The sequence below is a fragment of the Bacillus sp. UNC322MFChir4.1 genome (assembly GCF_000746135.1).
Classification (GTDB): Bacteria; Bacillota; Bacilli; order Bacillales; family Bacillaceae_G; genus Bacillus_A.
The window spans coordinates 1-6,105 of sequence record NZ_JQKQ01000064.1 but is presented as its reverse complement, the minus strand read 5'-3'; the positions used below and the strand labels follow the sequence as shown (position 1 = coordinate 6,105).

Here is a 6,105-nt window from a genome sequence, read left to right as displayed (position 1 = left end):
TTACGGGCAGTTTATCTCCCACCTAACTTCTTAAGAAAAGCGGAAGCGGCTCGTTCAGAATCGCAGGACGCCCACGCCCCTGACAGAGAGGCGCTTTTTGCCTCGTCCGAGGGGGCGAAACGGCCGGAGATTCTAGCCGCTAGAGCTGGACAATGCTTTCGCCGAATTTTGAGGTGGGAGTATTACTGCCCACGAATAGCGGGATAAATGATGGCGTTCTCCTTATGAACATCACTACTTCATCGTTTTAGCGATCAGTAATCATCTACTTCCCAGGTGGAAAATTACCAATCGTTAGGACCCTGATAGAATTAAGAAGGGAGTCTTGTAATGGACATTTTATTAGCACTTCTTCCTGCATTAGCATGGGGAAATATTTTATTAATAAGTGTAAAAATGGGTGGCGGTGCATATAGCCAAACGGTAGGTATAACAATTGGCGCTCTATTCTTCGCAACAATTATGTATGCATTTACAACACCGGTACTTTCTTTAACTATATTAATTGTTGGCTTTATTTCAGGTTTATTTTGGGCTTTAGGACAAGTCAATCAATTAAAAACCGTTCAAACATTGGGCGTTTCAACAACTGTTACCATTTCAACGGGTATGCAGCTTGTAGCTACTTCTATCTTTGGGGTTATTGCATTTCATGAGTGGACAACTACTACTACAATTATCATGGGAACGATCGCAATTCTCTTAATCGTAATCGGTGTTGTTTTAACTTCTTTAGATGATAAAGAAAATGCACAACCACCGGGACAATTGAAAAAAGGATTACTTACTCTCATTGTTTCTACTTTCGGTTATTTTGTGTATGTAATCATTATTCGTTGGTACAACATTGATGGCTGGGCTGCTATTTTACCTCAAGCAGTTGGTATGTTTGTTGGAGCAGTTATACTGACATTTAAGCATAAACCATTTAACAAATATGCGATCCGTAATATCTTATCTGGTCTACTTTGGGGAACAGGAAACTTATTTTTACTTCTTTCTTTATCAAAAGTTGGTGTTGCAACAAGCTTCCCATTATCGCAAACAGGGATTGTGATTTCAACGTTTGGTGCGATTATCTTCTTAGGTGAAAAGAAAACAAAACGTCAAATGGTATTTATCGCGATTGGCAGTGCCTTGATTATCGGCGGCGCTATTCTTCTTGGTATGACAAAATCTTAACGATACATCCTAGCTTCGGACATGTTACTCTCTGAGGCTAGGATTTTTTTGTAAGCAAAGAGCGTATTGAAGAAAAAATCTTATTTAAAGATGCTGTCATCTCACCTCTCACTCAAAGAGGATCATCTTACTTAGAGCGTTCTTATGTAAAAGATGTCGTTGAAGTTGATTTTGCAGGGCCATTGAACTTTAAATGGGCAAGAATTGAAAAGTAATGTACAAAGAGGTCGACTTTTCGGTATGATTCAGTTCAGCAAATCGACTGCTTGTATGTTGAATAACGTCGAAGAATCTTTATTTTGTGTCGAAGCGCCGATATATTGCAAAGAACGGTCGATAACGGAAAAAATGCTGACTTCAAAAGGCACTTATGTGCCTTTTGGGTCAGCTTCTGTTCTTTATGCTTCATTCACTTTCATTACAGTTTGATTTTTCTTCAATGAGATTATATAACTTTCTAATTATTGTCAATCCATTATTTAGAAATACTTAAGAACGATGCTCGTATAAACAACCAGTTTTTCTTTATATTTCATTTTTTATTTTAAAAATAATTCCTTTCTCTTACATAAAAAGATAAATTTTGGAAAAACTTTATTTGAAAACAACTAAGGAGGCTTTACAAAATGAGAATCTTATTTTCAATCCTTTTGGCATTCATGCTATTACCTGCAATGACAGGCTGTACACCTAAGAAACAGGATACAACTACTGATAAGAAAACGACAGAAGGTGGAAAACAAGCAGCTAACCAAGATTTAAAATTAAGCTTTAATGAATTTGATTTAAAAGCAAACTACAAAGATACAAAGAAAGACTACGAAGCTGACTATAAACATAAAACAGCAAGTGACAAGCCAGAGGTAAAATTAGAAGATCGTAAAACAAATGAAAAGCTAGCTGGAAATGAAGCATTGACTAAGCTAACTCCACTCTTACAGCAATTAAAATTCGATAAGGAAACAAAAGATGAAGATGTTATTAATCAAGTAGTAGATGTATTCCAACTGGACAAAGACTATGAAAAATTCGACTTAGAAGTTGTCTTTACAGATGGAACGAAAAAAGAATATAAAGCACCAAAGTAAAAAACGAACTCTAAAAATACACCTGTATTTATCATGAGGATTCGAACAGCTAGAAATAAAGTAGCCCTTTTAACTTTCGTCTAAAGGGGCTACTTTATAATTTTTTTATTTTTCATTAGAACATTTTTTATGAAATCTTTTCCCATCCATTTTGTTATAATATACTTCATATTTCTCTCTTGTAGTTGGATCAAAGTATACTTCTCCTGTAAATAAATAACCATTGGGTACTTCTGTACCATGATTATCTTGTAATCTTTTATCTTTTCTCTTAGCTATTAGTAAAATAATAAGGAAAATAATGATCTGTACACAAAAATAGGCTACAATACCTTTCCACATACTATTCAACCTTTTCTACAATAACAGCTGTACCATACGCTACAATCTCACTCATATTATGACTCAAGCTTCCTGAATCAAAACGAACCATAATAATCGCGTTTGCACCCATTGCTGCGGCATTTTCAATCATGCGATCTAACGCATATTTTCTTGCGTCCTCAAGCATCTCTGTATACTGTAGAATCTCTCCTCCAAATAATCCTTTGAATCCAGCCATAATATCTTTCCCTAATCCTCTTGCTCGCACTGTTAATCCAAATACCGTTCCCAAAGTCTGTTTCACTTCATAACCTGGTAAGCTCTCCGTTGTTACAACAATCATTTCTTTCAACTCCTTTCATTATTATTATCATTATCGATAATGATAATAATATATGTAATAAATGTCAAACATTCCTCCACTCCGATTAAATATTTATAGTCCAACAAAATATCTCTCATAAAGTGAAACTCCCATCAGTGGGGATCTTACTGCCCACGAATAGCGGGATAAAATAAAAATAACTTTGTTCGGAAACAAAGTTATTTCGCTGACTTCTCTTCTTTTTTAAAGCGGTCATAATATTTAACTGCTGTAGACAGATGCACTTCAATATCGCGAATTAATGAAGAATCTTCTTCTTTCGCTAATCGATTTAATTTTTTCACCGCTTGTTCTGATTCTTTTAAAAAGCCTATATATAATTCATTTTCTCTTTCTTTTGACTTTGGAACTCGAATTTCCTTACGTACACTCTCAATATCTGCTAACGTATTGTCCGTTAACTTTTGTACATCTTCTTTAAACTTCGGAAGTTTCATTGCCTTTCCAGATTCCTCTTTCGCGTTTCCCCAAAGCTTCATAGCCTCATTTACTTCATTATTAATTTTGTCTTCATATTGGCTATGTACAGATTGATACACTTTCAAATCTTCAGGATTATCTTCTTTATGATTTGCTTGCTCTACTTTGTCTTTCGTTTCTTGTTTTGCTTCTTTATTACTAGTACATCCTGTTAATAGTAACGCACTACTAAGCAGAATCACACCCCAAGCTTTTTGCTTCATCTCAAACTGCTCCTTTTGTTCACATGTCTTCTCTCATTATTATAGCGATAACAAGTAAAAATTTACACGTATCTGCTCTCATTTATAGCTACAGCCATATTCTGTTCACAATATCGTCACTTTATCCACTACGTGCTAAAACACTTAAGTTAACTAGAATAAAATAACTGAATCTATACAAACTAATAATGGAACATTCATGTAAATCAAAAGGAGAAGATACCCATGAAAAAGCTACTCTTGAAATTTTCACTAATACTTATGTCTTGTACTATCCTCTTGTCACCAATAAAAGTAGGTGCAGAAGAAAACGTACGTATACAAAAGCCTTGCCCTAGCCAATCCGCAATACAACTGAAAGATGATTTAAGAAGACTGTGGATTGACCATACAATATGGACAAGAAATTATATTATAAGTGCCTTAGCAGGGCTGAAAGATCAAGATAAGGTGCTAGCAAGACTGTTAAAAAACCAAGATGATATTGGAAATGCAATAAAGCCCTATTATGGGGAAGTAGCTGGTAATAAGCTTGCCAAACTATTAAGAGAGCACATTCTCCTTGCAGGAAAAGTAGTAGTTGCTGCCAAAAGCGGTAATCAAGCAAATTTGAAAAAGTTCAATAAAGAGTGGTATAAAAACGCTGATGATATCGCTCAATTTCTTAGCAGCGCCAACCCAAATTGGTCAAATGATGCATTAAAAGAATTATTGTATACCCATTTAAAATTTGTTGCAGATGAGGCTATAGCGAGAATTAAAAAGGATTGGGATGCAGATATTCTTGCTTACGATAAAGGAGAAGACCATATTATTAAAATGGCCGACACACTTACAGAAGGTATTATAAAACAATTTCCAAATAAATTTTAATAGGAAAAGCTCCTTTCTAAATAGGAAGGAGCTTTATTTTTATCAATTATTATAGATATTTAAGATATCCCCATCAAAAAATTGTAAAATATGATATTTTCTAAAATTGGGGGAATCACATTTTGTTCTTTTCAAAAGCAATGGACTTATATGCCTTATATGGTTTTCATAAGCAGCGAAGTAAAGAGTTTCAATTTTCTTCTCTTCCTAGTAGCATTTTAGAAACGAAAGACATTCAAGAATTTTATAAAACCAATTCCATTAATATTTACTTTAAAACAAATAATGTTACTAACCAAAATTATGCTACCATATCAAAGGTTTTATAGTTTATCTATGGGATACTATTTAATCTTTTAATAAATCTTCGTCTAAAAAGAGTTCGATGTCATCTAAATTTACATTTTTTCTTTCATGAATTGAAAATTTTAAAATAAATTCTTCAAAAGAGTTTGCTATAAGATAATCATATTCTTTTCCATCTTCGTCTATTGTTTCACATTCATGATACCAATAATAAATTTTACCCTTGTATTTATCTTTTAAGCCTATACATATTAAATCTCCCCCGTCCGCATCTGCAATAGGCATTACACTACCTCCTAAAATATCCTTATAAGTTTGAATGATTGATTCAATTTCATAGGCATCACTAGTAATACCATAAAAGCCACCTATCGAGTCAAAACCATCCTTGGGAGTTACAGGGGTAACTTCAATTGGCTGATACATTCTATTATCTTTAATAAAACACCCTCCATATTCAAGCAAAAACTCTTTGTAGTCTAATGGTAAATCTACACCATATATTCGTTCAATTGTTTCGATTGACTTATATGCATCTTCTTTTTTTGATACTACCATTTCCAAATCAATTATTTCATTTAATACTTGCTTTATGATTTTGTTCATTTTAATTTTCCTCCTCGTGAATAACCCCTCCTTATCCACCTACGGTCTGATTGAAGAAGGGGCTTCCTGTTTCATAGACCGTTGCATAGTGGGGTGTCCCACTGCGTCTTACACAGTCTCCACAGGCGTAGATTATACTGTTCGGACATAACCTTGCCCCACAGTTTGTATACTCTAGTTTGTAGCAAGCAATTCTTCTAATCCTTTTTGTAAGATGTTCCGGCTCGCGTTATGGTCTCTATCCAATATCGTTCCACACTTTGTACAAATATGGGTACGAATAGAGAGGGACTTCTTCACACGATTTCCACAAACAGAACAGTCTTGTGAAGTATACTTTGGTTCTACTTTGATCAGTATACCGCCATGATTTTTGCACTTGTAAGCAAGCATGTTTCGAAACATTCCCCATCCAGCATCAGAAATAGACTTCGATAATTTTCTGTTTTTAACCATGTTACGAATGTTCAAATTTTCTACAACGATAACGGAATGCTCTTTCGCTAGATTGTAACTGAGTTTATGAAGAAAATCTCTGCGCTGATTCGCTACTTTCTCATGTAGCTTGCGAACACGCTCGGCCTGTTTTAGGAAGTTAGCAGAACCTTTTTTCTTCTTAGAAAGTTTTCTCTGTGCTTTCTTTAGTTGTTTTTCTTTT

General features: G+C 34.5%; 8 protein-coding genes and 1 pseudogene. 4 read left to right on the top strand and 5 right to left on the bottom strand.

Translation table 11 applies throughout. The annotated features are described in order from the left end of the window. The first annotated feature begins 330 nt into the window (after positions 1–330). From BR72_RS17120 to BR72_RS17115, 3 genes and pseudogenes are all read left to right on the top strand, one after another. Complete coding sequence (locus tag BR72_RS17120) at positions 331–1,182, top strand: GRP family sugar transporter (protein WP_035434841.1); 852 nt, start codon at positions 331–333, stop codon at positions 1,180–1,182. A 71-nt stretch (positions 1,183–1,253) separates the two neighbouring features. Next, positions 1,254–1,397 (top strand): annotated as a pseudogene (locus BR72_RS25785) (ABC transporter substrate-binding protein); the annotation flags it as partial. A gap of 411 nt (positions 1,398–1,808) precedes the next feature. Further along, the gene (locus BR72_RS17115; protein WP_035434839.1) at positions 1,809–2,270 is read left to right on the top strand and encodes a YusW family protein; all 462 of its coding nucleotides are present in this window, start codon (positions 1,809–1,811) and stop codon (positions 2,268–2,270) included. A 105-nt stretch (positions 2,271–2,375) separates the two neighbouring features. Here the strand turns inward: BR72_RS17115 and BR72_RS17110 are convergent, their stop codons facing one another. From BR72_RS17110 to BR72_RS17100, 3 genes are all read right to left on the bottom strand, one after another. After that, positions 2,376–2,612 carry a hypothetical protein gene (locus tag BR72_RS17110; RefSeq protein ID WP_035434837.1) on the bottom strand — a complete coding sequence of 79 codons (237 nt, stop codon included), beginning with the start codon at positions 2,610–2,612 and terminating at the stop codon, positions 2,376–2,378. Position 2,613: 1 nt separating this feature from the next. Continuing rightward, complete coding sequence (locus BR72_RS17105) at positions 2,614–2,937, bottom strand: YbjQ family protein (RefSeq protein ID WP_035434835.1); 324 nt, start codon at positions 2,935–2,937, stop codon at positions 2,614–2,616. A 200-nt stretch (positions 2,938–3,137) separates the two neighbouring features. Beyond that, on the bottom strand, positions 3,138–3,662 hold the full coding sequence (locus BR72_RS17100) for a lipoprotein (protein ID WP_035434834.1): 525 nt from the start codon (positions 3,660–3,662) through the stop codon (positions 3,138–3,140). A 225-nt stretch (positions 3,663–3,887) separates the two neighbouring features. Between BR72_RS17100 and BR72_RS17095 the strand changes: the two genes are divergently transcribed. Beyond that, entirely contained in the window at positions 3,888–4,535 is a 648-nt protein-coding gene (locus BR72_RS17095; RefSeq protein WP_035434832.1) for a hypothetical protein, read from the top strand. A 348-nt stretch (positions 4,536–4,883) separates the two neighbouring features. Here BR72_RS17095 and BR72_RS17085 read toward each other — a convergent pair whose 3' ends face one another. Both BR72_RS17085 and BR72_RS17080 read right to left on the bottom strand, forming a co-directional pair. After that, the gene (locus tag BR72_RS17085; protein ID WP_035434827.1) at positions 4,884–5,447 is read right to left on the bottom strand and encodes an SMI1/KNR4 family protein; all 564 of its coding nucleotides are present in this window, start codon (positions 5,445–5,447) and stop codon (positions 4,884–4,886) included. 174 nt (positions 5,448–5,621) lie between these two features. Further along, on the bottom strand, positions 5,622–6,105 hold a 484-nt coding region (locus BR72_RS17080; RefSeq protein ID WP_035434825.1), incomplete at its 5' end, for an RNA-guided endonuclease InsQ/TnpB family protein.

What these genes read in the sequence shown, in the direction of transcription:
- BR72_RS17100 (WP_035434834.1), bottom strand. Translation starts at nt 3,662, where the DNA reads ATGAAGCAAAAAGCTTGGGGTGTGATTCTGCTTAGTAGTGCGTTACTA.
- BR72_RS17115 (WP_035434839.1), top strand. Translation starts at nt 1,809, where the DNA reads ATGAGAATCTTATTTTCAATCCTTTTGGCATTCATGCTATTACCTGCA.
- BR72_RS17105 (WP_035434835.1), bottom strand. Translation starts at nt 2,937, where the DNA reads ATGATTGTTGTAACAACGGAGAGCTTACCAGGTTATGAAGTGAAACAG.
- BR72_RS17095 (WP_035434832.1), top strand. Translation starts at nt 3,888, where the DNA reads ATGAAAAAGCTACTCTTGAAATTTTCACTAATACTTATGTCTTGTACT.
- BR72_RS17120 (WP_035434841.1), top strand. Translation starts at nt 331, where the DNA reads ATGGACATTTTATTAGCACTTCTTCCTGCATTAGCATGGGGAAATATT.
- BR72_RS17085 (WP_035434827.1), bottom strand. Translation starts at nt 5,447, where the DNA reads ATGAACAAAATCATAAAGCAAGTATTAAATGAAATAATTGATTTGGAA.
- BR72_RS17110 (WP_035434837.1), bottom strand. Translation starts at nt 2,612, where the DNA reads ATGTGGAAAGGTATTGTAGCCTATTTTTGTGTACAGATCATTATTTTC.